Origin of the sequence: Pontibacter aydingkolensis (assembly GCF_019443125.1) — a bacterium.
GTDB classification, from domain to species: Bacteria; Bacteroidota; Bacteroidia; order Cytophagales; family Hymenobacteraceae; genus Pontibacter; species Pontibacter aydingkolensis.
On sequence record NZ_JAHYXK010000004.1, the window covers coordinates 339,399 to 360,702 of the forward strand.

At 46.3% G+C, this 21,304-nt stretch carries 17 protein-coding genes; 3 read left to right on the plus strand and 14 right to left on the minus strand.

Features of this window, described 5'->3' with window-relative positions; translation table 11 throughout:
- Positions 1–53 precede the first annotated feature (53 nt).
- From K0O23_RS07515 to K0O23_RS07545, 7 genes are all read right to left on the minus strand, one after another.
- Positions 54–1,370: a RagB/SusD family nutrient uptake outer membrane protein gene (locus K0O23_RS07515; RefSeq protein ID WP_246596981.1), complete on the minus strand. Its 1,317-nt coding sequence runs from the start codon at positions 1,368–1,370 to the stop codon at positions 54–56.
- Between the two features lie 26 nt (positions 1,371–1,396).
- On the minus strand, positions 1,397–4,405 hold the full coding sequence (locus K0O23_RS07520; protein WP_219876786.1) for a SusC/RagA family TonB-linked outer membrane protein: 3,009 nt from the start codon (positions 4,403–4,405) through the stop codon (positions 1,397–1,399).
- Positions 4,406–4,458: 53 nt separating this feature from the next.
- Positions 4,459–5,658 (minus strand): anhydro-N-acetylmuramic acid kinase, encoded by a 1,200-nt coding sequence (locus tag K0O23_RS07525; RefSeq protein ID WP_219876824.1) that lies wholly within the window; start codon positions 5,656–5,658, stop codon positions 4,459–4,461.
- Between the two features lie 172 nt (positions 5,659–5,830).
- The gene (locus K0O23_RS07530) at positions 5,831–6,511 is read right to left on the minus strand and encodes an ABC transporter ATP-binding protein (RefSeq protein ID WP_219876787.1); all 681 of its coding nucleotides are present in this window, start codon (positions 6,509–6,511) and stop codon (positions 5,831–5,833) included.
- 363 nt (positions 6,512–6,874) lie between these two features.
- Complete coding sequence (locus K0O23_RS07535; protein ID WP_219876788.1) at positions 6,875–8,134, minus strand: ABC transporter permease; 1,260 nt, start codon at positions 8,132–8,134, stop codon at positions 6,875–6,877.
- Positions 8,131–9,213 carry an efflux RND transporter periplasmic adaptor subunit gene (locus K0O23_RS07540; protein ID WP_219876789.1) on the minus strand — a complete coding sequence of 361 codons (1,083 nt, stop codon included), beginning with the start codon at positions 9,211–9,213 and terminating at the stop codon, positions 8,131–8,133. Before K0O23_RS07540 ends, K0O23_RS07535 begins: the two co-directional genes overlap by 4 nt.
- Before the next feature lie 104 nt (positions 9,214–9,317).
- A complete protein-coding gene (locus K0O23_RS07545; RefSeq protein WP_219876790.1) occupies positions 9,318–9,524 on the minus strand; it encodes a hypothetical protein in 207 nt (68 codons plus the stop codon).
- A gap of 172 nt (positions 9,525–9,696) precedes the next feature.
- On the opposite strand from K0O23_RS07545, the gene K0O23_RS07550 reads away from it, so the two are divergent.
- Positions 9,697–11,244 carry an N-acyl-D-amino-acid deacylase family protein gene (locus tag K0O23_RS07550; protein ID WP_219876791.1) on the plus strand — a complete coding sequence of 516 codons (1,548 nt, stop codon included), beginning with the start codon at positions 9,697–9,699 and terminating at the stop codon, positions 11,242–11,244.
- 289 nt (positions 11,245–11,533) lie between these two features.
- On the opposite strand, the gene mug is transcribed toward K0O23_RS07550, so the two are convergent.
- Positions 11,534–12,097, minus strand: coding sequence for a G/U mismatch-specific DNA glycosylase (mug, locus tag K0O23_RS07555; protein ID WP_219876792.1), 564 nt, complete (start codon positions 12,095–12,097; stop codon positions 11,534–11,536).
- 262 nt (positions 12,098–12,359) lie between these two features.
- Between mug and K0O23_RS07560 the strand changes: the two genes are divergently transcribed.
- A complete protein-coding gene (locus K0O23_RS07560; RefSeq protein ID WP_219876793.1) occupies positions 12,360–13,196 on the plus strand; it encodes an alpha/beta fold hydrolase in 837 nt (278 codons plus the stop codon).
- Between the two features lie 51 nt (positions 13,197–13,247).
- Here the strand turns inward: K0O23_RS07560 and K0O23_RS07565 are convergent, their stop codons facing one another.
- The 6 genes from K0O23_RS07565 to ric all read right to left on the minus strand — a co-directional run bounded on the left by K0O23_RS07565 (position 13,248) and on the right by ric (position 17,844).
- On the minus strand, positions 13,248–13,688 hold the full coding sequence (locus tag K0O23_RS07565) for an RrF2 family transcriptional regulator (RefSeq protein ID WP_219876794.1): 441 nt from the start codon (positions 13,686–13,688) through the stop codon (positions 13,248–13,250).
- 35 nt (positions 13,689–13,723) lie between these two features.
- Positions 13,724–14,044, minus strand: a complete 321-nt coding sequence (locus K0O23_RS07570; protein ID WP_219876795.1) for a metal-sulfur cluster assembly factor — start codon at positions 14,042–14,044, stop codon at positions 13,724–13,726.
- Complete coding sequence (locus K0O23_RS07575) at positions 14,025–15,332, minus strand: heme-copper oxidase family protein (RefSeq protein WP_219876796.1); 1,308 nt, start codon at positions 15,330–15,332, stop codon at positions 14,025–14,027. The genes K0O23_RS07570 and K0O23_RS07575 overlap by 20 nt, the downstream gene beginning before the upstream one ends.
- A gap of 2 nt (positions 15,333–15,334) precedes the next feature.
- A complete protein-coding gene (locus K0O23_RS07580) occupies positions 15,335–16,150 on the minus strand; it encodes a DUF2249 domain-containing protein (protein WP_219876797.1) in 816 nt (271 codons plus the stop codon).
- A gap of 2 nt (positions 16,151–16,152) precedes the next feature.
- A complete protein-coding gene (locus K0O23_RS07585; protein WP_246596982.1) occupies positions 16,153–16,671 on the minus strand; it encodes a hemerythrin domain-containing protein in 519 nt (172 codons plus the stop codon).
- Between the two features lie 213 nt (positions 16,672–16,884).
- The gene (gene ric, locus K0O23_RS07590; protein WP_219876798.1) at positions 16,885–17,844 is read right to left on the minus strand and encodes an iron-sulfur cluster repair di-iron protein; all 960 of its coding nucleotides are present in this window, start codon (positions 17,842–17,844) and stop codon (positions 16,885–16,887) included.
- Between the two features lie 177 nt (positions 17,845–18,021).
- On the opposite strand from ric, the gene K0O23_RS07595 reads away from it, so the two are divergent.
- A complete protein-coding gene (locus K0O23_RS07595; protein ID WP_219876799.1) occupies positions 18,022–21,303 on the plus strand; it encodes a vitamin B12-dependent ribonucleotide reductase in 3,282 nt (1,093 codons plus the stop codon).
- Position 21,304: the final 1 nt, after the last annotated feature.

The window sequence follows — 21,304 nt, forward strand, 5'->3', positions numbered from 1 at the left end:
ATCTCACTAAACAAAAAGGCCAGATTTGTCTGGCCTTTTTGTTTAGTGAGATTTTATATCTCCGGATCTTCCGGTGTATTCGGATTAGTTAAACGTTCCTGATCTGGGTATGGATAAAAGTTCCTGTTGCGTTCTATGAAGCTTTCGGGTGGGCCGGGTCTTCCAAAACGACGGCTATCTTCCAATCGCATACCTGTTAAGTATAATTCTGCCGATCGCTGCCTGTACACTTCAAGCAGCAGGGCATCTCTTGTAACAAGTCCAGTATAGGGAGGAAGTCCGGCGTTAACTCCAAATGGGTCTCCTGTTTGCTGTGTTCTCACTTCATTTATCAGTGCCAGTGCCTCCACCAACGAACCGTTACTACGAAGTATGGCCTCTGCCTTAATCAGTTTCATCTCGTCTGGTAAATAAACGGGTATCCTTTCTGTCTGATTATCAAAAAACCCAGCCAGCGATCTTACAGCATCTCCATCTACAATATCAATAGGACCAGTCAGGTAAAACTCCTCTCTTGCATCGCCCTCATAAAACAAAGAATTCGGCAAGCCAAAATTATCTCGTGGTCTGAAATACTTCAGAATAGAAATCGTGTTATAAATCGGGTTTATACTCTGGTCACTGTAGTCATATTCAGACATCACCGAAAGATTTACCTTATCTGCATTATTGATGGCTGCCTGATAATTGCCGGCAAACAGGTTAAATCTCGCATTCATGGCATATAATGTATTCTCTACATTAAAAAATTGGCCTGTAACCTGGTTTCTAAATTCTTGTGAAGTAGGTGTTGCTTCTATTAGTGCTATGCCTTGGTTCAGGTGCGAAATAGCCTCAGCAAACACTTCTTGCCGTGGCTTAAACGTTACGTTTTCGGTTATACTTGTTTCGGTATTGGCCTGCTCAAATGCCATTGCCAGTGTGCCAAGCGCCATAGCTTTAAACAAATGAGCCTGCGCTAAAATGCCGCTACGCATGCCTCCAGTCAGCGAAGGAACGTTAGGTGCATTTTCAAGAATCTGCTGACTTATGTTCATGGTGCGCTGCATCCTCGACCACAGTCCTAAAATATTACCGTTAAATGTTGGCAAAGCAGTTCCGCCAGCTTCTAACTCTAATACGTTCGTAAATGTCGCTACTCCTTTTAGCTCACGGCTGGTAACGCCAGGATATAAGTATGCAGCCTCAATGCCCGACGTTGAATAATATTGCCTTAAGCCGACACTTAAGCCTATTAATCCTTCGCGGGAGTTTAATACTTCAATATCACTTGCGGCATTGGGGTTGGGTATGTCCAGTTCACAACTGCTTGTAAGCAGCAGGGAGCTGGAAAGCATACCAATCTTTATATATGAGATTATATTTTTCATGTTATTATCGATTTGGTTAAAGAAGTTTAGAAAGATACCTGTACACCTACAGCATATGTTCTTGGTATCGGAACCTCCACAAAATCAAAGCCGCGCACAGCCGTAGATTGGCCAGCAGCATTTACCTCAGGGTCGTAGCCGCTGTAATCATCAATAGAGAAAATGTTGCGTCCAGCCAGTGATAGACGCAAACTGTTACCCTTCAAAAATTCAGGTCTGAAATCATACGACAGCGAAACCTCTCTTAACTTGATATAGGAACCATCCTCAATGTAATTCTCGAAAATACCGAACAGTGCTGCTGATGTTCCTTTTGGCACCTCTCCTCTTAGCTCCGGCTCATACCCGGCCAATCCGCCGTAAAGGTCGCGTTCACCCACACGGCGGGTAAAGTTAAACACATCAAAGCCATAGGCTGCATCAAACTGCGTTTTGAAGGTAAAGTTCTTGCCAATGAGCACCTCGTTAATCAGAGAGCCTGTCCAATCAGGGTTCGGATCACCGATTACTTTTCTCGCTGTTGCCCCGGTAGGTTGGCCTGTATTCGGATTACGCGATATACGCTCAGGTTGCGGAAGGCCAAATTCGTTTAGCAGAAGTGAACCATCAGGGTTTCGCGCAAAATATGTAGCGTAGAAGGCACCTAGCGGGTATCCGTTAACAGCAGCAACCTGGCCAAATCCACCCGGGAAAGGCAGTATTCCACCAGGCACATTATTTACTTTATTCCTAATTCTGGAGTATGTAATTGTTGTTTTCCAGTTTATATTCTCATTCTGAATTGGTGCACCTGTCAACAAAAACTCAAAGCCTTTGTTGGTCATGGTACCCACGTTTGCATACTGGTTCAGGTAGCCAGAAGATGGCGTCAGCGATATAAAAAGTAACAGGTCTTCTACATCCTTGGAAAAGTACGAGAACTCAAGTCCTAACCTGCCATCAAAAAGGCTCATATCAGCACCTACTTCTGTTTCTTTTTGTCTCTCCGGCACAATAGCAGTGTTACCTAGCTGAGAGGATGGCACAAATCCTGGCAAGCCTGGAGCAGCAACCGGGTTGAAGTTGGTGTAGCGGTCATAAGCGCCAATAGCTGTCAGGTTACCCGCCTCTCCATAAGATGCCCTTAACTTAAATATAGGAACTATATCACTGATTCCTTGCCAGAACTCCTCGTTTGAGATAAGGTAGCTTGCACTTACTTTAGGATAGAACTGCCACCTGTCTTCCTCTCCAAAAACAGAAGAAACATCATATCGGCCAGCAGCTGTCAGGTACAGGCGTTCACCGAGGCCAAACGTCTGCTGTGCAAAAAAACCTAAAATGTTAATGTCGCTCCTGATCTCATTGGTTAAAATAGTAGCACCTGCATCAATTGTTTGTACAAGTGGCACGAGCTGTGTGGCTATGATACCTGTTCTGTATACCTTATCCACCTGCGCTGTGGCACCAACTCCTGTAGTTGACTCCAGCCAGTCAGCGAAGTTTGTTCTGTAGGAGATGTTCAGGTCATTATTAAGCAGGTACGCTGTTCTGTCAGCACGGCGGGAATATCCCCGATCGTAAGAAGGAGTTGTGTTGCCTACAGGTATAAAACCTGTGGCTAACTGAGTAGAGTTATCGTATCCTAAAGTATAATTTATGTTCAAACCAGTAATTGGTGTCAGATTTAATTGAAAATCTCCAATGAAGCGGCTTGTACGCTGCTGAAAATCAAACCTTGCAATTGCCTCTAACGGATTGGTTCTTCTAAGTATAGCAGTAGGCGCTGTAGAGGGGTAAATGCCATTTACAGGCTGCGGATTGATGAAGTTGTTACTGAATATGAAACCCGTTAAAGCTCCGTATGCTTCGCTCAAACCTCCGTTCGGAATCTCCTCACTGGTGCTAAGCACATAGTTGGCCCCAATTGATATGTTAAGCCAGTCCTTTAAAGTCTGATCCAGGCGTACGCGGCCGCCTCCCCTGGTAAACTGTGTCTCGTCAATGATACCCTGGTTTCTGAGGAAGTTAGCGCTTACGAAATACTGTGTATTATCGCTTCCACCCGAAACCGACAGGTTGTTCTCAGTACCATATGCTGTCCGGAATATTTCATCCTGATAGTCAAAACGCTCTACGGGCTCCTGCGTTAGGTCGGTGCGGGTAGTATTTACAAACCGGAACGGGTAGTCGTTATACTCCAGTGTTTTGCGCACCTCGCTTACCCTAAACTGGGTGGAGGCGACAACGCGGGGAGCACCGGACTTACCTCGTTTTGTAAAAATCTGCACCACACCGTTACTGGCCCTGGAACCATAAATAGCTGCTGCAGCTGCACCTTTAATGATCTCAATACGATCTATATCATTCGGGTTGATATCTACTAATCGGTTCTGTGCATAACCTCCCAAGTCAATTAGCTCTGGTGAGCTGTTGTTAACAATTACACCATCCACAATGTAAAGCGGATCGCCGGAGCCCACAATTGTACTCGGGCCTCTAAGGCGCACACTAATACCGCCAGCCGGGTTACCGGAGTTCTGCGTTATCTGTGCACCTGCCACTTTACCGGCCAAAGCCTGGTCTACAGAAGTTGCTACTGTATTGTCTAACGCATCTCCAGATACCGTAGCAATAGCATTACCCAATTGCTTTTTTGCTGTAGCCACAGATGTGCCCGTTACTACTACTTCCTCTAACCCAACAACGTCTTCTTTAAGCTGTACATCTACAGTTATGTTCTCAGATGCAGTCAACTCAACAGACCTTGTTTCCGGTTTGAAGCCGATAAGCGAAAAAGTAAGGCGGTATGTACCTGCAGGTTGGGTAGTTGCTAAAGTATACCTGCCGTTTACATCGGTTGCTGTAGCAGTGTTCGTGTTCAGGAATCTGACAACAACACCCGGGAGCGGACTTTTGGTACGTGCATCTGTTACTGTACCCGAAACGGTGTAGCGTGTCTGTGCAAATACCTCCTGGCTTGGCAGGTTAGTTAAGAACAAACACAGCAGGGTGAACTTAAGCCAAGCCCACCCTCTAAAGTAAATTTTTCTCATGGTAAGTATATTTTGTACAGTTATAAAATTAAAGGCACTACATCATATTTTGCTTATGTTGGCAAACTGATCTTACCCATATGCACAGAAGGAACTCTGGTTTGCCCAGGCCCAAAGTCTATCAATTCGCCTACCAGACTTTCATTTGCCAGTGTGGCAAACAGCACAGCTTCTTTTGCATCCGGAGACACGCCTAATTCAGCAGTATCTCTTATAGTTACATTGTTAGTTAATTCTTTTATATTCCGGATAAGCAACGGGTTATACATACCGCCGCCGCTTAAGAAAATCTCGAATTGTTCGCCTTCCAGGTTTTTTGATAAAGCATCGCAAATACCAATTGCAGAAAAACGATTAAGGGTGGCCATCACATCTTCGGGTGACAGTTGGGTTGTATCGGTACTTTTTTGTGCCTGCTCCAGGTAAGCCAGGTTAAATAGTTCGGGTCCTGTTGTTTTAGGGAAATCCTGGTCAAAGAAAGGGTGATTTAAGAGGGCAGAAACCAATTTTGTATTATACGTGCCTTTTAAAGCAATCTCCGAATCTGCATCAAAATATTTATCCGGAAATTTACTTTGTACGTAGGCATCCATCAATGTATTGCCAGGCCCTACATCGGTAGAGAAAATTCGGGATGTATTTAGGTCGCCGGGCAGGAAGGTAAAATTGGCGATGCCTCCAATATTAAGCATAATACGGTTCTGATCTTTTTTTGAGAAAAGCAGGTAATCGCCGTATACTGCCAGCGGTGCACCTTCGCCACCGGCTGCTATGTGTTTCTGCCTGAAATCGCTTAAGGTAACGATGCCTGTTTTAACTGCAATGTGATCGCCGTCGCCTATCTGCAACGTGGCATCCGGCATGCCATCAATGCCGTGCAGTGAAGCTGGAGCGTGGTAAATGGTTTGGCCGTGGCTGGCAATAATGTCTACCTCGCTTGGGTTAACGTTCCACTTTTGCAGGCACTCGTTTATCAGGTTAGCGTGAAAAGTACCAATGTAAGCATTCATCAGGCATACTTTTTCGAGATCTACCCGGCGCTTCGAAAAAATGGCTTTTACCTCTAGCTTAAAAGCTGCATCGTAAGGCATGGTGGCAAACTCGCGCAGCTTCATCCGGGTTTGTGTGCCGTGGCCGGTAAACTCACAAAGTGCAATATCAAGCCCATCCAGCGAGGTGCCCGACATCAGGCCGATAATGGTTCGCGTTTCTTTGTTTGCTATGTTAAATAATTGCTTCAGGCCTGCATTCATGGCTCTTTTCCGGATAGATTTGTTAAACAGTAAATACATTGGAAATGCAACTTTGCGTTATCAACAAAACAGCATTTATGCCCGAAACTATGTAAAACTAAACGTATGGCAATAAAAAAAGGATTAATTGTTATTAGCTTTTTATAGATGAAACAGGAGTACATTGAAACTGTTAATGCCGGATTATTCGTCCGTCTTCCATTTCGATAATGCGGCCGCTACGTTCAGCAAAGCTCTGGTCGTGGGTAACTATAAGCAGGGTATGGTTATGCACATCGGTGAGATCCTTAAAGATATCGAAGACCATTTCGCTGTTGAGCGAGTCAAGATTTCCGGTAGGCTCATCTCCCATCAGAATCAAGGGGTCGTTGATAAGTGCACGGGCAATGGCCACACGCTGTTTCTCGCCACCAGATATTTTATAGGCTTTTTTTTGAGCTAGGTTATCAATTCCCAGCATTTTAAGTTTTTCCAGGGCGCGGTGCTCTATTTCCTGCTGGCTATACTTTGCCAGCTTCATACCGGGCAGCATAACATTCTGCAAAACTGTAAACTCATTGAGCAGGTAATGAAACTGGAACACAAAGCCAATTTTCTCGTTTCGGATGCGTGCCAGTTCTGTATCGCTGCGGCCTGTCATCAGTTCATTATCAATCAGCAATTCTCCCTGGTAATCAGTATCCATTGTAGATAAAATATAGAGCAGCGTAGACTTTCCGCACCCAGACTTACCTATAACAGACACAAATTCCCCTTTATTCACGGTAAAGGTAATGTCATGCAGCACCTGCACCGTTACCGGGTCGTGGAATTGTTTGTTGATGTGCCTTGCCTCAAGTATAAGTTCCTTCATGGTTGGTGCTTGTGTTCTGTGTACTGATAATGTGTCATTCCCCTGCCTACTTCCAAAATAAGTCCGGGATCTTCGACTTTAACAGGAGAGTCTACGCAAGTGTAATCATCTCCCTCGCCACCTTCAAAGGGGTACTTTCTTGCCTTTGCTTTTGCTGAAGTATAAGTCGCATGGCCAATTACTTTTCGGGATTTGGAATCCTGAAGAGCGCAGGTATCAGCCTTTGCATTGACTGAAGTATAGTTTCATAGCATCTGCCATTCCTCAGACAGGTCGCAACTTGTGCTTACGAAGTATAGCGCTATCATTACAATCTAAAAACAAAATCCCGACCATCCATTTAATCCTTAAAATCTGCGGTCCTCACTTGCCCCTGATTATCTCCACAGGATCTACCTTACTTGCTTTGCGGGCCGGAAAGAACCCAGCAAAGTATGTCGTGATCAGAGAGAAAAAACCACCAATCAGATAAAACACAGGGTTATAACTTACAGGGTATGTTTTAATGGTTGGCAAAGCCGCTGTGTTAAACGGGATGTTATCGATGATGACGGAAAAGACAAAGCCGAACCCCAAGCCTACCATGCCGCCAAAGAACCCGATGCTCAGAGCAATCAGCAGGAAGATCTTGTTCACGTCTCTACCCGAAAAGCCAGTGGCCTTCAGTATGGCAATGGAGTCCATTTTCTCGTAGATCATCATGTTAAGAATATTGAAAATGCCAAAGCCCGCCACTATAAGTAGCACGATACCAACAGAGTACGAGATAAGCGTACGAATATTGCTGCCCGTTTCAAATTGGGAGTTAGCGGTTTGTATATCCTCGGCATCAATGTTAAACACCTGCTCATATTCTTTGGCCACGGCAGGTGCACTTTCGAGGTTATGTAGTTTTACCTGTATATCGGTAATGTAATTGGCGGGTTTCCCCATGAGTTTCTGTGTGGTACCGATAGAAGCGTAACTCTGCACCTTGTCTATCTCCTGTATACCCGACTGAAAGTATCCCACCACTTTTAGCGGGAAGCGTTCGCCCTGTATAGTAGTTACCTGCACCACATCTCCGATATCAGCAGCCAGTATATCGGCTAGCCCTTTGCCAAGTATAATACTGTTGGCTACATTCTTTGCGTCTATCGCTACACCGGCAGTTACGTAATCCTGAAAATTAAAAAGCCGCATCTCCTCCTCCACATCAATACCACTGATGGTGCCTGATATGTCTATGGTTCCTTCATTGAAAAACACCTGTGTGTTGAGCTTTGGTGCCACTCCCAGCACGCGGTCATCATCTTTTACAGCCTGCATAATAGGCTCGCTGTTGTAGATCTCCTGCCTTGTGATACCCGACTTGACCGAACTGATAAAGTTATAAGAGTTTTCGAACTCGGCGGATGCATTTACCGGTTGATTTTCGCTGGGCTTGATCTCATTGTAAAGCCGCACATGTGGTGTGCGATTAAGTATAAGTCCGTCCAGCAGATCGTTGAGACCGTTCATGAAGCTTAGCAACGTGATAAACATGGCAATACTGAATGTAACTCCCACGGCCGCAACCAGCGTTTGCCGCCAGCGGGCCAAAAGCAGCGATTTTGCTATGCCAAATATCAGTTTGCTGTTCATCGGGCTGGTTTTAATAGCACATCATCTTTGCTCAGGCCATCCATTATCTCCACTTTCTGGTAATCTTTAAGCCCGGTTTTTACGGCTACTTTTTCCTTGCCTTCCGTCATTACATAAGCTCCGTCTACCAGATACTCCCTTGGGATAGTAAGCGCATCTTTTTTTGTTTGGATGATGATGTTGGCTTCAGTGGTAAGGTTCGGGTACAACGCTGGCGGGTTTGTTACAAAACTGGCCTCTACGGTAAAAGATCGGGTGCGCTCGTTCATGGCAGGGTTCACCTTGTATACTTTGCCTTCAAAAATCTGTCCTTTGTAACTGTCGAGGTTAAGTAAAACTTTCTGGCCTGGTTTTACACGTGCAATGTCGTACTCATCCACCTGCAGCTCCAGTATAAACTCATCAGCATCACCCATTACCGCCACCGGCGTTTGAGGGCTCACCAGTTCTCCCTGCTCTTTCAGCACACTGTATACTTTGCCGTTTGTTTCGCTCTTGATGGTATAATCACCCGACATAGCCTCACTTATCTGCAGGTTCTTCTGCGACTGACGGGCAGCAAAATTGAGTTGTTTTTTAAGGTCGTTGTAGCGAAGTATGGCAGACTTATAGGCAGTAAGAGAATTTTTATAGCTTAACTCCCGCTGCTCCAGTTCCACCTTCGTTCCGATCTGGCTGGCCCACAAATTTCGTTGCCTTGCCAGCAGCAGCGAGTCGGTTTCTTTTTTACTGCGAGCCAGGTCAATAGCTTCCTGTGCCTCCTTTAGTTTCTCGGCGTTGGCGCTTACACGGTTATATTCAGCGGAAATGCGGGAATTCTCGGTACTCAGACGGGCAACTTCATTGTCTAATTTCATCAGCGGTTCCCCCTTCTTCACTATATCGCCTTCAGTTACCATGATCTGCTGAACAACACCGCTCACCGTCGGAAAAACCTGGTACTGGTTACGGCTTTTCACAACACCCGAAGCATACACCGACTCCGTAATATCCTCTACCGTTGGCTGTATCTTTTCCTGCTTACCAGAACAGGAGGCAAGTATAAACAGAACCAAGGCAATGAGAAAGTATGGCTTCATGGCATATTTTTGTTTTAGCTTTTGCCACCGCAAGGTAAGTGGCGCCTTACATTTATCTTATACTTTATTGGCAGTAATATTGATGATTTATATCATAATTTAAATTATAAAACCGCATCAAAAAACTGTAGCAGATTCTTTAATACCTGAAGTATAATGATCCAGCACCAGCTCCAGGGCAACAAATCTGCCATCTTGCATGTAAGGAGCACTAAGAGCAATGTTGCATAGTGTTGGGTTTTATACTTTCCAATGTCCTCTGGTAAACCGGCAATGCGATCTCTGCCAAATCCAAGTGCTTCGTTGTGCATTTACTTGTCGTAGCGGGAGTTGCCCCTGATATTTAGGTAAACTTAAACTTAGACTTAAACACACATTTATACTTTTGATGATTCTGTACTCTGATTTATACTTTAAAACCAACCAACCCATGACTCAAAAAACAGCCATTACTTTTGATGAAAAAATAATTTAACTTTAAGCATGACAAGCTTCAGAAAAACGAAAAGTATAGTCGCACTGGTACTACTGGCAGGCACCATTTTTTCATGCCAAAATACACAGAAACAGGCCGACCAGCGTGAGTACGACCTGCTGATACAAAAAGCAATGGTAGTGGATGGCACCGGCGAAGAGCCATACTTTGCCAGCCTGCTCATCAGCGGCGACTCCATTGCCAAGATCGACAAAGACACCGCTGCTACTTATATCGCCAAACGAACAATAAACGCTAATGGCATGGCCGTTACGCCTGGTTTTATAGACACACACGCTCACGGCGACCCAATGAAGACACCGGAGTTTCGCAATTTCCTGGCGATGGGTATTACCACCATTTTCCTGGGGCAGGACGGCACCAGCCCATACTTTGAAGACATTAAAGTATGGATGGACTCCGTTGAACTGGTAAAGCCATCTGTTAATGTGAGCGTGTTTGCAGGGCACAATACATTACGAATGATGTCAGGCGCAAAGTATGATTCTATTCCATCGGAAAAGCACATGGCAAATATGGAAAAGCTTTTGGCAAACGCTATGGATGCAGGCTGCTACGGTATGACCACCGGCCTGGAGTATAACCCTGGCTACTATGCCCAAAGCGAAGAGCTTAACAGGCTGGCCAAAGTGGTAGGCGAGAAGAATGGCATGATCATGAGCCACATGCGCAACGAGGATGATCAGTTTGTAGAGGCATCGATAAAAGAACTACTCGTGCAAGGCAAGTACTGCCCGGTGCATGTGTCGCATATTAAAGTTGTGTATGGCAAAAATAAAGAACGTGCCCACGAAATACTGCAGCTACTCGACAGCGCCAGAACCAGCGACACCAAAGTTACAGCCGATTTTTATCCCTACACCGCTAGCTACACCACCATCGGTATACTCTTCCCGGAATGGGCTAAGCAGCCCTACGATTACAGGGAGGTGGTGCGCACCCGCCGCAACGAGTTGTCAACTTACCTGCGTAACCGTGTAAACCTGCGCAACGGACCAGAGGCCACACTGATCGGTTCCGGAAAGTATAAAGGCAAAAACCTGGCTCAGCTGTCTAAAGAACTAAACAAGCCGTTTGAGGACGTGCTTATAGATAACATTAACCCTTACGGAGCAGAAGGCGCATACTTTATCATGAATGAAAGTCTGCAGGAGGAATTTCTGAAAGACCCTTACGTGATGATATGCACCGACGGCAGCCCTACCATGAATCACCCCCGCAGCTTCGGGTCTTTTGCCAAAATCATCGAAACTTACGTGGTTAATAAAAAGCTGCTCACGCTGCAGGAGGCTGTTCGAAAAATGACAGGTCTTTCTGCTGAAACTATCGGGGTTGCTAAGCGCGGCCTTATCAGGGAAGGCTACAAAGCTGATATCCTGGTATTCGATCCGAAATCTGTAAAGGAGCATGCCACCTTTGATAACCCTGCTCAACTTGCCACAGGGTTCCAGTTTATACTTGTGAATGGAAAAGTAGTGAAGGAAGGTGAGAAGTATAGTGAGGCCAGCAATGGGGTGATGTTGAGGAAGAGGTAGGTTTGAATTGCTGATTGCTGATTAAAACAGCCCTGCTCTCGAGAGGGGAATTCTGCTACTACTATAGCATAAGTATAAATTCTGTAGCGGGCGCTTAACCTCCCTTCTACCAAGATCTTTACAAGATGACAGGGAGAAAAGCAAGCTTGAACTATAATGATAGCAGAAGAAACAGTAAGTAAAGCTCCCCGCCTTAAACAAGTCATAGATTCCGGACTTGATTCGGGAGATGGGTTGGGGTGGTTGGACTCGGCATAGCAGAGAATCATACAAATCAATAAAATCCCCCTTAATCTGTGTTCCCGTCAATATATTCCCTCAACTTCTTGTAAACTTTATGTAACTCCTTTGGCGGGAAATGCGCGTTAAGTCCGCTGGGGTTAGGCAGTACCCATAGTTTTGTATTCCCGATAACCTGCTCCTGTAAACCAACAACAGCCGATGCTTTACCAAAGGCCACACGATAAGCTGATATGCCTAATAGCGCCAGCACCTGTGGCTGGTACTCAATTACCTTTTCTACCAGGTTTATACCGCCCTCTATCAATTCAACTGATGATAATTCAGCAGCACTGCCTGTTGCCCTGTCTACGATGTTAGTAATCCCATAGCCAAGTTCCAGAAGCATTTCGTCTTCTTCGGGCCTGAATTGCCTGGGTGTAAAACCGGCAGCATGCAAAGCCGGCCAGAAACGGTTGCCGGGGCGTGCAAAGTTATGTCCTGAGAAAGCTGTATAAAGCCCTGGGTTAATGCCGCAGAAAAGTACTTTTAGGTCAGGAGCTATTATATCAGGTATAATTTGGCCCGAGGCAGCAGCCAGTTGGTCTTTGGTTGGTCTTTTTAGCATTTGCATAACTCTCTTTTACTGGCTTAATGCTCATACAGTTATAATTTTAACCAACTACACAGGCTCATTCGAACAGAATCAGAGGCTTTATAAGAATAGTTTATCTTCATACTTCTTGCTGATGCTCCTGTTTAATCGTAACATCTGTAATGCTACAGCTACTGCAATTATAAATGATAACTAACCTATAATAAACATAAAGCTACTGGCACTCTTAACTTTATTAAAATATACTTCACAAACCAATGCATTCCCGTAAGAGATACACATGGAGCTTTTGATCGGAAACGGCGACACCAGGCTGTATACTTATACTTACCCAAACAGCGGCAAAGAAAGTATACTGATGCTGCACGGTGGCCCTGGCGTGCCTGACGGGCTGGCACCGGTGGCAGAATATCTTAGCAAGCACTACCAAGTGATCACCTTTCACCAGCGGGGCACACTAAACTCTCCCTGCTATTCAGACGATTACTCTATCAGCAGCTACATTTCCGATATAGATGCCATTGCCACACATTTTGAGCTGGAGGCATTCCACTTGTTCGGCCATTCGTGGGGTGGTTTGTATGCCCAACTGTATGCGGAGCAAAGTATATTCAGGCTGCTAAGCCTTTTCCTGTGCAGCCCTGCATCGGGCACAGGTAAGCAATGGCTCGAAATGGGATTAGAGGTAGCAAAGTATAACAAGAAAAAGAGCACAAGCCAGGAGTGGTTCTCGATGCTAAAAAACGCTACGCTTGGATTTTTGGGAAGTGATAAAGGCTATGAAAACTTCTTTACGCAGTTCTGCCTTAACTGCAACAAGGGATACCAGGTAGAGAACCCGGTTCCGGTACTGGTAAACCACATTTATGCCAGGCCAATTAACCGATCTAACCTGGCCCTGCTGTTTTACCACAAGCTGGAACAGTATGCCCCATCTGAGTTAAAGATTACTGTTACTTATGGCGATGATGATATCTTCGGGGAGAGCACAACGTATGTAAAAGAAAGATTACCTTCTGCCGCATTCCATACAATTGCAGATACAAGCCATTTTCCGTGGTTGCAGAATAAAGCGGAGTTCTTTAGTATTCTAAACAAGCACTATGGTATACTATAATATAGAAACTTGTCTACTATGTAAATATAGAAACTTGTCTACTATGTATCGTTACTCATGTGCATTCGTGATAAAGTATTTGCCTGTTTTTACACTATCCACCAGGTCTTGTATAGATTTTGAGCGGAACACCTTAAGCAGGTGATCTCGGTATACAACAATATCGTTGTGCAGCAGACACGGATGACTGCCAGAGCATTCTTTCATGCCCATGCCGCATTTCTTAAAGGCTTCAAGCCCATCGATGTTGCGTACCACATCCAGAATGGTTAACTCAGATGCAGGTTTGTGCAGATAAAAGCCACCCCCAGGGCCTTTTAAAGACGCAATCACACCCTTACGCACCAGATCCTGCAGAATTTTGGCGGTAAAAGGCTGGGGCAGGTCCAGTTCTTTAGCTACCTCTTTGATGCCTATCTTGTGGCCATCCTCGTTATGGAGAGCGATGTATACTATGGCTCTAAGGGCGTACTCTGTTGTTTTGGATAACATAATTCTATACTTCTAACACAAATACAGCCGCTAAGTTAAGATTTCCTGTTTAGTTGGCGCATCCCTTCTTCTGTGATCATTTCTGTTGTCCACATCGGCGTCCAGACCAGCTCCACTTTTATATCCAGATTGGGGAAGCGTTTAAGCAATATCTGCTCAGTTGCTGTTACAATAGTCCCGCTCATGGGACAACCTGGCGTGGTCAGGGTTAAATCAACATGCAGCTTTTCTTCTTCTAGGCTTACTTTATATACCAATCCAAGGTCAACAATGTTAATGCCTACTTCCGGGTCTATAATGTATTTAAGGGTTTCGAACACTTCTGGTCCGCTCTCCTCATGCGTTTGCTTTTCCATAGGTAAATGGTTTTAAGTTGTGTGCTTTGTGCAGTAGCATTTGAAACACATTTACTGTGTAAAGTATGGCTGTTATGGTAAAGGCGATGGACCCGGCAAGTATGATCTGTTGCTCCCGCAGCAGCACACCGGCTATCAGCACCACCAGCCCAATCAGGTAAAATATATTCTGCCAGCGCAGAAACGAATGGCTGTACATATCCTTTGGCAAAGGTGTTTTAAAGCGGCCCACGTGGTTCTCGTAAGCGTGCATCCATACTATAAAAGGAAGCGTTTTAAAGGTTTGCCCAAGTATAAGCGCCGATACAAATCCCAGGAACACCGAGATACCATACACCAAGTAAATAGAAGAGAGCAGTTGTTGCGGCAGGTTCAGATTGCTGCTTACCACAAACAGCAGTATCAGCGGCAGGAGAAGTATAGCCAAGGCCACAAATGTCTGTTGCATGCCCAGGTCAATTTCTTTGCGTTGCATGGTGTTCTTTGCGTCGCGCAGATAAAGTATAAACATGCCCACACCCAGCGCTACCATCACGCCATAAAGCGGCAGTAACTTTGTTTGCAACAGCATATGGTCGAAGATGAACAGCACCAGCCCTGCATTTATGAGGTTATAAGCCCAGTTAAGCTTTTTGGAATCCTCGGGGTGAGCCAGCAAAAACATCGGGATCAACTTTACTCCTACGCCTATGATCAGCAGCAGGAACCAGCCGGCCATACCAATGTGCGCGTGCAGCTTTAAGTAGTGTACATGATCTAATGGCAGGAACGGGAACGTAAAGTTTACAGCCATCAGCAAACCAACAATGCCCGTTACCAAAAGCCAGATTCCGGAAGTAACTATAAAATCAGCCTCTATAGTCCATTTGGGTGCCTTACGGGCCGTCTGGGTTATGTTTATGTTAAAAAGTATAAAGGCTGCAACCAGGGCGCAGGCCGCAGCGTGCATTGTCCAGCCCAGCTGGAAATTCCAGAAAGAGTAGCTTAAAAGTATAGTGCCAGCTCCTAACAAGCCAAACGTATAAATTGCCAGCTTTTCGCTGTACAATTTGCAGTCCAGCACTACGGGCAGCAGTTGGTATAAAGCCCCGAAGATGATCATGGTAGCCCAGCCCAGCACCGCTACGTGGGTAAGGGTTAACAGCTTTGGATGGAAGTAATGCCCGCTAAAGGCATCTGTTGAGAAAAGCAGCAACACGCTAAGGGCCAGAAAGGCGACTGCAGCAAAAGCATAATGCGGCAGCACTACCCATTTACCCGGCGAGTTAGATGTAGTTGCAGCACTCATGGCTAATTTTCTTTATAAATAAGCAGGTCAACCTCGTGTGGACCGATCTCTTTGATGGCAATGCCACAACCGCGTTCCTGCAGCTTCGGCAACAGGAACTGAGGTACCTTTCTGTGCGTCACGTGTAGTGCCTCGCCGGCAGGCAGCGTTTCCAGTTCGCCTAGGATCGCTATCATGGGTTGGGGCATTTCCAGGTGGCGCACGTCAAGGTATCTAAGTCTGCCCTCATAGTCGTTCACCATAACATCAAAATCATTCGTCGCCAGCTTAGTATCAGCAAGTGGTTTTATACTTGCGTTCTCCAGCCAGAGGTATGTGTGTACCAGCTCCGGGCTTAGTACTTCTACAAAAGAGGTATAGCCTTTCTTCTGAAGTATAGAGATCAGCGGGGTAGGCTCAAACGTATTTATCAGCAGCAGTGCATTGGTGTTATTTACCTGCTCCACAGCAGCCATTATATTTAGAAATGGATCATTGCCGGTGGCAATGTCTTCGCAAACATCCAGCGTAAGTATACTTTGCGGTGCCATTTGCCGCAGGTAAACAGGTTTTTCTGCGGCTGTACTTTGTTTTTGCGCTGCATTTATTTGAGTTAATTTTCGGGTAAAGCCAAGCGGCTCCAACCTTTTGTAAAACTCCTCTTCTGTGCAGCCGCCAATTCTGGCAGCATCGGCAAAAGTTACTCTTGATGCCAGAATTTTACGCAGCAATGGGTTTCGCAGCTTCTCAAAATGCCTGTTAATAGAGGCAATGGCTTCTATAGACGCAGGGTTGGCTTTAAGTATAGCCGATATTTTAGTGTTTGTTGCTATTTCCATGACTAGGCTGCTGTTACAGGTTTTGTCCAGAACTCAGGGGTGAAACCATCAATTCTTGGCTCATGCTTATGCTCCAGCAACTTGCCTGTCAGTTCCAGTTCGTCGTTCCTAACCACTGCCTGTAAGTATGGAAACAGCTCACGCTCTTCCCAACGGATGTGGTCTACCAGGTCTTGCTGCAAGGTGTTAAACAACGCTGAGCTTAGCCTTTTGCCTTCGCATATCAACGCAATTATCTCATGCAGCAGCCTGTGCTCCTCCTCCAAACGAATTTGTGCCGTGTCGTTGGCTGGCAGTACTCGGTTCAACAGCCATTCTTCCTCCTGGCAGTGCTCTTTCAGGATGTTGTTCCAGAAATAGCTGACATAATTGCTAATTACTTTCAGGTCAGTGCCATTTTTTAGTCCCTGGCGAATTTTCCAGCAGAACAGCAGTCCAAAATGGTGCTCACGTGACAGCGGCACTAAACTTTTATCTCGTTTTTGTGGTGTGATAGCCTTTTTCATGGCTTCGGTGGGCATGGCCCGTTTTTGTTAATTTATTGTCTGAATCAGGATTTGCAGGATTAGGATGCATGAACAGGATTTGTTCTCAGGTGTAAACCCACCCCTACCCCTCCCGAGAGGGGAATTTTCTGCACGAGTGCTTTCTTCCACGGATGGGTGATTGGCCCCTATACTGCAGGTAATCCTGCCTATCTTTTTTAATCCTGTAAATCCTGATTCAGACAAATTTTACTTAATCACTTCCTTCTCCAGCTCCAGCGCTTTCGGGAACAGGATATTGTTCTCCAGGTGGATGTGGCGGAAAAGGTCATCTTCAAACTCCTTCAGCTTTTTGAAGGCAACGGTATAGGTAGCGCAGGCATCGGCTGGCAAAGTATAGTTGTTAGTCAGCTCACGAATTTTCTCCAGCTCGTTGCCGGCATGCTCGTGCTCCATCTCCATCATATTTATCGGGCTCTGGATAGATCCGAAAGCGGCAGGGTTCAGCTTAACTCCAGCTTTTTTAGCCTCATCCAGTTGCTTGATGTAAGGGAACAGCACGCGCTCTTCTTTTGGCATGTGCGACTCCAGTTCGTTGGCTACGTTGGTAAAATGCTTTACCACCTCCAGCAGCTCCGGATGTCGACTGCCATGCACGCTGGCAATTTTGGTGGTGTACTCGTATAGTGCCGGAAAGGCCTCGCGCACATACTTGTGGTGCATGTTCACGATGTAATCTGCCAGAAAAGATGGCTCCCATTTATCGTATTCTGCCTCGCGGGCTTTCTCTGCTTCGTCCATGGCTATCAGTTCTGCCTCTAGTTCATCCTGGCTGATGCCTTTCTCGGCACAAACCTGCTTCACCGACTTTTTACCGCCGCAGCAGAAATCAATGCCATACTTTTTAAATACATGTGCTTTTCTATAGTCTTTGGCAACTAACTCGCCTACTGTTTCACCTTCTTCGGGAGTTAGTTTTCCGATCATAACCTCCCATACTTCAGGCCCCTGCTCCAGGTACTCCCATTTAAAGGTGTTGCCACGCTCGCCCAGCAACTGGTAGTACAGCGGCTTAGGGTCATGGTCGTTGTGTATGATAAAAGCCTCACCCCCTTTCAGGTTGTCGAACCATTCGAAAATGGTTGGATGCTTCATACGCGGTTCCAAAGCCGTCACGTCTAAGGTGTCTGTTTTTTGTGTGGTTTCCATGTAGTTAAAGATTAAAAGTCTGTACTAAATCACCGTTACAAATGTATAGAGCAAGGTTTACAATAAAAGATATCAAAGTCTTTTACTAAGATGATCTTCGTCATTCTTTAACCAGTAGAATTTAGTCACTTTTGAATTCTTATCGCTTTTATAAGTATAAATAAGCTTCTCTGATACATGAAAAGAACCTCTATCCAACACCCTTCAGGACTAACTATAAATAGACACTTTACTAATGCTGCAAAATCAGCTTATGATCAGTTTAAGTACGATCTCCGTTCTTCTACTATCCGCAATCCTTCCGGCGAGGTGGTGGCTGAAATCAAGCATGTAGAGGTACCGGCGGGTTGGTCGCAGATAGCAACAGATATTCTGGCACAGAAATACCTGCGCAAGGCCGGCGTACCGCAACCTGATGGCAGCACCGGCCCCGAAACATCTGTAAAACAAGTAGTGCACAGGTTGGCAAACTGCTGGAAAGTATGGGGAGAGAAGTATAACTACTTTAAAACAGAAGCCGATGCACAGACATTTTACGACGAACTGGTGTACATGCTGCTGGTCCAGTATGCGGCACCAAACTCCCCGCAGTGGTTTAATACCGGCTTGTATGAGTCTTATGGATTAAAGGGCAAAGCACAGGGCCACTATTTTGTAGACCCGGCTACCAGTAAGGTAACCCAATCTGAATCTGCCTATGAGCGTCCGCAACCACACGCATGCTTTATACTTGCCGTAGACGACGACCTGGTAAACAAAGGCGGCATTATGGACCTGTGGGTGCAGGAAGCGCGCGTTTTCAAGTATGGCTCTGGCGTGGGCACCAACTTCTCCAACATTCGGGGCAAAGATGAAATTTTAGTTGGCGGCGGCACCTCATCTGGTTTAATGTCTTTCCTGAAGATAGGCGACAGGGCAGCCGGGGCCATTAAATCGGGGGGCACTACGCGACGCGCAGCTAAAATGGTTTGCCTCGACATGGACCATCCTGAAATAGAAGACTTTATTAACTGGAAAAAAGACGAAGAAAAGAAAGTAGCAGCCCTTATTACAGCCGGCTATAGCGCAGATTATAACGGAGAGGCTTACCAGACTGTATCGGGCCAGAACTCAAACAACTCGGTACGGGTGCCCAATGCATTTTTTGAGGCGCTGCACCAAAACAGCAACTGGGATCTGACAGCACGAACCGATAGGCATGTGGTAAAATCTGTTCCTGCCCGGGAGTTGTGGCAACAAATTGCCGATGCAGCCTGGGCCTGTGCCGACCCGGGATTACAGTTTGATACAACCATTAACGAGTGGCATACCTGCCCTGCCGAAGGGCCGATCAGGGCATCTAACCCTTGCTCCGAATACATGTTCCTGGACAATACGGCCTGTAACCTGGCCTCGCTTAACCTGACCAAATTTTACGATACAGAAAAGCTGCAATTTGATGTAGACGCCTACGAGCATGCCTGCCGCCTCTGGACGATCGTGCTGGATATTTCGGTGCAGATGGCGCAGTTCCCTTCGGAGGCCGTGGCGCAACGCTCTTACGACTACCGCACCATAGGCCTGGGTTATGCTAATTTAGGTGCTTTGCTAATGATACAGGGCCTGCCATACGATAGCGAAGAAGCCAGAAGTATGGCCGCCGCCTTAACAGCTATCATGACCGGGGAGTCTTACAGTACATCTGCTGAGCTGGCCAAAGTGTTAGGTGCGTTTCCGAAGTATGAGCTAAACAAAGAGGCCATGCTGCGTGTGATCCGCAACCACAACTGTGCAGCCCACAATACTCCGGAAAAACATGAAAGCCTGTCTATCAAACCCAAAGCCTTAGACCCAGCTTTTTACCCGGACTACCTGCACAAAGCAGCTTGTCAGGCCTGGGATAAAGCTTTGGAACTTGGGCAAAAGTATGGCTACCGCAACGCACAGGCATCCGTAATTGCCCCAACCGGCACCATTGGCCTTTTAATGGACTGCGACACCACCGGCGTAGAGCCTGATTTTGCTCTGGTAAAGTATAAAAAACTGGCTGGAGGCGGTTACTTCAAGATCATCAACCAATCCATTCCGCTGGCCCTGCAAAAACTGGGTTATACTTCAGAAGAAGTGCAGGCTATTGTAAACTACGCCAAAGGCCATGCTTCGCTGCTAAATTGCCCGCACATAAACCCTGAGTCGCTACAAAAATTTGGTTTTACTGATGAGGACCTGGCTGTACTAGAACTTGCCTTGCCAACTGCCTACGACCTGCCTTCTGTGTTCTCGGTTTATACTTTAGGCGAGGCCTTTTTGCAGCGCCTTGGCATTGCAGCTGATAAGTATAACCAACCCGACTTTAACTTACTGCTGGAACTGGGTTTTACAGCTAAGCAGATTGACGAAGCCAACGACTACGTTTGCGGCACCATGACCGTGGAAGGCGCACCCTATTTAAAGCAGGAACACTACGCTGTTTTTGATTGCGCTAATCGTTGCGGCAGCAAAGGCAAACGTTTTATACCTGCCGATGGGCACATTTACATGATGGCGGCGGTACAGCCTTTTATATCCGGGGCCATTTCCAAAACCATCAACCTGCCTAACGAAACCACAGTTAATGAGGTGGCGCGTTGCTACGAACTGTCGTGGGAACTGGGGCTGAAGGCCTGCTCGCTCTACCGTGATGGCAGCAAGTTATCGCAACCACTTTCTTCGGCCAGCACTACCGCTAAGGAAAAAACACAGCCAACCGAGGCTGAGTTGAAAAACCCTACAGCAGAACAGGTATTGCAGGCTGCCAAAGCCATACTTGCCGACGAAAGCAACAAGGCCTTCCGCCAGCAATTAACCGCTATGGTGGAGCGCCGCAAATTACCGGACAAGCGCAACGGCTTTACCCAAAAAGCGAAAATAGACGGCCATACGGTTTATATCAGAACAGGCGAGTATCCCGATGGCACTTTGGGCGAAGTGTTTATTGATATGTATAAAGAGGGCGCCTCGTTCCGATCTATACTTAACTGTTTTGCCATTGCTGTGTCGCTGGGGCTGCAATACGGGGTGCCGCTGGAGGAGTTTGTGAGCCGCTTTACCTTTACCCGCTTCGAACCGGCTGGCCGTGTAGAGCACCCGAACATCAAGTCTTCTACCTCAGTGTTCGATTACCTGTTCCGGCTACTGGGCTACGAGTACCTGGGCAGAACCGACCTGGTACATGTGCACCAGGAAGAGCCCGAGATCATGAAAGAAGCACCTACGTCGCTTGCTACTACAGATCCTGCTGCTGAACTCACCCAACCTGCAAATGGTAGTATGTATAAGGTTGTTACTCAAAGCCGGACACTGCTGATGGAACAAACGCAGCAGGTACTGGCCAACATGATGGGTGATGCCCCGATCTGCAACGTTTGCGGCCACATTACCATCCGCTCCGGCACCTGCTACAAGTGCTTGAACTGCGGGAATAGTCTGGGGTGTAGTTAGG

Excerpts from the sequence above, each read along its gene's own strand:
- K0O23_RS07515 (WP_246596981.1), bottom strand. The coding sequence starts at position 1,370 with ATGAAAAATATAATCTCATATATAAAGATTGGTATGCTTTCCAGCTCC.
- K0O23_RS07520 (WP_219876786.1), bottom strand. The coding sequence starts at position 4,405 with ATGAGAAAAATTTACTTTAGAGGGTGGGCTTGGCTTAAGTTCACCCTG.
- K0O23_RS07525 (WP_219876824.1), bottom strand. The coding sequence starts at position 5,658 with ATGAATGCAGGCCTGAAGCAATTATTTAACATAGCAAACAAAGAAACG.
- K0O23_RS07530 (WP_219876787.1), bottom strand. The coding sequence starts at position 6,511 with ATGAAGGAACTTATACTTGAGGCAAGGCACATCAACAAACAATTCCAC.
- K0O23_RS07535 (WP_219876788.1), bottom strand. The coding sequence starts at position 8,134 with ATGAACAGCAAACTGATATTTGGCATAGCAAAATCGCTGCTTTTGGCC.
- K0O23_RS07540 (WP_219876789.1), bottom strand. The coding sequence starts at position 9,213 with ATGAAGCCATACTTTCTCATTGCCTTGGTTCTGTTTATACTTGCCTCC.
- K0O23_RS07545 (WP_219876790.1), bottom strand. The coding sequence starts at position 9,524 with ATGCACAACGAAGCACTTGGATTTGGCAGAGATCGCATTGCCGGTTTA.
- K0O23_RS07550 (WP_219876791.1), top strand. The coding sequence starts at position 9,697 with ATGACAAGCTTCAGAAAAACGAAAAGTATAGTCGCACTGGTACTACTG.
- mug (WP_219876792.1), bottom strand. The coding sequence starts at position 12,097 with ATGCAAATGCTAAAAAGACCAACCAAAGACCAACTGGCTGCTGCCTCG.
- K0O23_RS07560 (WP_219876793.1), top strand. The coding sequence starts at position 12,360 with ATGGAGCTTTTGATCGGAAACGGCGACACCAGGCTGTATACTTATACT.
- K0O23_RS07565 (WP_219876794.1), bottom strand. The coding sequence starts at position 13,688 with ATGTTATCCAAAACAACAGAGTACGCCCTTAGAGCCATAGTATACATC.
- K0O23_RS07570 (WP_219876795.1), bottom strand. The coding sequence starts at position 14,044 with ATGGAAAAGCAAACGCATGAGGAGAGCGGACCAGAAGTGTTCGAAACC.
- K0O23_RS07575 (WP_219876796.1), bottom strand. The coding sequence starts at position 15,332 with ATGAGTGCTGCAACTACATCTAACTCGCCGGGTAAATGGGTAGTGCTG.
- K0O23_RS07580 (WP_219876797.1), bottom strand. The coding sequence starts at position 16,150 with ATGGAAATAGCAACAAACACTAAAATATCGGCTATACTTAAAGCCAAC.
- K0O23_RS07585 (WP_246596982.1), bottom strand. The coding sequence starts at position 16,671 with ATGCCCACCGAAGCCATGAAAAAGGCTATCACACCACAAAAACGAGAT.
- ric (WP_219876798.1), bottom strand. The coding sequence starts at position 17,844 with ATGGAAACCACACAAAAAACAGACACCTTAGACGTGACGGCTTTGGAA.
- K0O23_RS07595 (WP_219876799.1), top strand. The coding sequence starts at position 18,022 with ATGAAAAGAACCTCTATCCAACACCCTTCAGGACTAACTATAAATAGA.